Raw genomic sequence first — 2,966 nt, 5'->3', positions numbered from 1 at the left:
GTTGTGCCACGCGGTTGGGAATGTAATTCAGCTCCGCCATCGCCGCTTCCACTTTTTCCCGCGTTTTCGCAGAAACGTGGCTGGCCTGGTTCACCACGCGGGAAACGGTCTGATAAGAGACACCGGCATACTCTGCGACATCGTATAACGTTACTGGTTTCACATTCACCACCCTGAATTGACTCTCTTCCGGGCGCTATCATGCCATACCGCGAAAGGTTTTGCGCCATTCGATGGTGTCAACGTAAATGCCGCTTCGCCTTCGCGCGCGAATTGCAAGCTCTGCATTAATGAATCGGCCAACGCGCGGGGAGAGGCGGTTTGCGTATTGGGCGCTCTTCCGCTTCCTCGCTCACTGACTCGCTGCGCTCGGTCGTTCGGCTGCGGCGAGCGGTATCAGCTCACTCAAAGGCGGTAATACGGTTATCCACAGAATCAGGGGATAACGCAGGAAAGAACATGTGAGCAAAAGGCCAGCAAAAGGCCAGGAACCGTAAAAAGGCCGCGTTGCTGGCGTTTTTCCATAGGCTCCGCCCCCCTGACGAGCATCACAAAAATCGACGCTCAAGTCAGAGGTGGCGAAACCCGACAGGACTATAAAGATACCAGGCGTTTCCCCCTGGAAGCTCCCTCGTGCGCTCTCCTGTTCCGACCCTGCCGCTTACCGGATACCTGTCCGCCTTTCTCCCTTCGGGAAGCGTGGCGCTTTCTCATAGCTCACGCTGTAGGTATCTCAGTTCGGTGTAGGTCGTTCGCTCCAAGCTGGGCTGTGTGCACGAACCCCCCGTTCAGCCCGACCGCTGCGCCTTATCCGGTAACTATCGTCTTGAGTCCAACCCGGTAAGACACGACTTATCGCCACTGGCAGCAGCCACTGGTAACAGGATTAGCAGAGCGAGGTATGTAGGCGGTGCTACAGAGTTCTTGAAGTGGTGGCCTAACTACGGCTACACTAGAAGAACAGTATTTGGTATCTGCGCTCTGCTGAAGCCAGTTACCTTCGGAAAAAGAGTTGGTAGCTCTTGATCCGGCAAACAAACCACCGCTGGTAGCGGTGGTTTTTTTGTTTGCAAGCAGCAGATTACGCGCAGAAAAAAAGGATCTCAAGAAGATCCTTTGATCTTTTCTACGGGGTCTGACGCTCAGTGGAACGAAAACTCACGTTAAGGGATTTTGGTCATGAGATTATCAAAAAGGATCTTCACCTAGATCCTTTTAAATTAAAAATGAAGTTTTAAATCAATCTAAAGTATATATGAGTAAACTTGGTCTGACAGTTACCAATGCTTAATCAGTGAGGCACCTATCTCAGCGATCTGTCTATTTCGTTCATCCATAGTTGCCTGACTCCCCGTCGTGTAGATAACTACGATACGGGAGGGCTTACCATCTGGCCCCAGTGCTGCAATGATACCGCGAGACCCACGCTCACCGGCTCCAGATTTATCAGCAATAAACCAGCCAGCCGGAAGGGCCGAGCGCAGAAGTGGTCCTGCAACTTTATCCGCCTCCATCCAGTCTATTAATTGTTGCCGGGAAGCTAGAGTAAGTAGTTCGCCAGTTAATAGTTTGCGCAACGTTGTTGCCATTGCTGCAGGCATCGTGGTGTCACGCTCGTCGTTTGGTATGGCTTCATTCAGCTCCGGTTCCCAACGATCAAGGCGAGTTACATGATCCCCCATGTTGTGCAAAAAAGCGGTTAGCTCCTTCGGTCCTCCGATCGTTGTCAGAAGTAAGTTGGCCGCAGTGTTATCACTCATGGTTATGGCAGCACTGCATAATTCTCTTACTGTCATGCCATCCGTAAGATGCTTTTCTGTGACTGGTGAGTACTCAACCAAGTCATTCTGAGAATAGTGTATGCGGCGACCGAGTTGCTCTTGCCCGGCGTCAACACGGGATAATACCGCGCCACATAGCAGAACTTTAAAAGTGCTCATCATTGGAAAACGTTCTTCGGGGCGAAAACTCTCAAGGATCTTACCGCTGTTGAGATCCAGTTCGATGTAACCCACTCGTGCACCCAACTGATCTTCAGCATCTTTTACTTTCACCAGCGTTTCTGGGTGAGCAAAAACAGGAAGGCAAAATGCCGCAAAAAAGGGAATAAGGGCGACACGGAAATGTTGAATACTCATACTCTTCCTTTTTCAATATTATTGAAGCATTTATCAGGGTTATTGTCTCATGAGCGGATACATATTTGAATGTATTTAGAAAAATAAACAAATAGGGGTTCCGCGCACATTTCCCCGAAAAGTGCCACCTGACGTCTAAGAAACCATTATTATCATGACATTAACCTATAAAAATAGGCGTATCACGAGGCCCTTTCGTCTTCAAGAATAATTCTCATGTTTGACAGCTTATCATCGATAAGCTTTAATGCGGTAGTTTATCACAGTTAAATTGCTAACGCAGTCAGGCACCGTGTATGAAATCTAACAATGCGCTCATCGTCATCCTCGGCACCGTCACCCTGGATGCTGTAGGCATAGGCTTGGTTATGCCGGTACTGCCGGGCCTCTTGCGGGATATCGTCCATTCCGACAGCATCGCCAGTCACTATGGCGTGCTGCTAGCGCTATATGCGTTGATGCAATTTCTATGCGCACCCGTTCTCGGAGCACTGTCCGACCGCTTTGGCCGCCGCCCAGTCCTGCTCGCTTCGCTACTTGGAGCCACTATCGACTACGCGATCATGGCGACCACACCCGTCCTGTGGATCCTCTACGCCGGACGCATCGTGGCCGGCATCACCGGCGCCACAGGTGCGGTTGCTGGCGCCTATATCGCCGACATCACCGATGGGGAAGATCGGGCTCGCCACTTCGGGCTCATGAGCGCTTGTTTCGGCGTGGGTATGGTGGCAGGCCCCGTGGCCGGGGGACTGTTGGGCGCCATCTCCTTGCATGCACCATTCCTTGCGGCGGCGGTGCTCAACGGCCTCAACCTACTACTGGGCT

The 2,966-nt window shown here is 51.5% G+C and carries 3 protein-coding genes; 1 reads left to right on the top strand and 2 read right to left on the bottom strand.

Annotated features, from left to right (window positions below; genetic code table 11):
* On the bottom strand, nt 1-163 hold a 163-nt coding region (locus IO95_RS24380), incomplete at its 3' end, for a LacI family DNA-binding transcriptional regulator (protein ID WP_200874192.1).
* Between the two features lie 1,114 nt (nt 164-1,277).
* On the bottom strand, nt 1,278-2,138 hold the full coding sequence (locus tag IO95_RS19210; RefSeq protein ID WP_000027057.1) for a broad-spectrum class A beta-lactamase TEM-1: 861 nt from the start codon (nt 2,136-2,138) through the stop codon (nt 1,278-1,280).
* A gap of 296 nt (nt 2,139-2,434) precedes the next feature.
* Here IO95_RS19210 and IO95_RS19205 point away from each other — a divergent pair.
* Nucleotides 2,435-2,966, top strand: a 532-nt coding sequence (locus tag IO95_RS19205; protein WP_037386707.1) for a tetracycline resistance MFS efflux pump, incomplete at its 3' end; no start/stop codon positions are given.

The organism is Serratia sp. DD3 (assembly GCF_000496755.2).
Note: the sequence above shows the minus strand (reverse complement) of the source record. Positions and strands in the feature narration are given on the sequence as shown.

Coding starts and splice junctions, on each gene's coding strand:
- IO95_RS19210 (WP_000027057.1), bottom strand. CDS start 2,138: ATGAGTATTCAACATTTCCGTGTCGCCCTTATTCCCTTTTTTGCGGCA.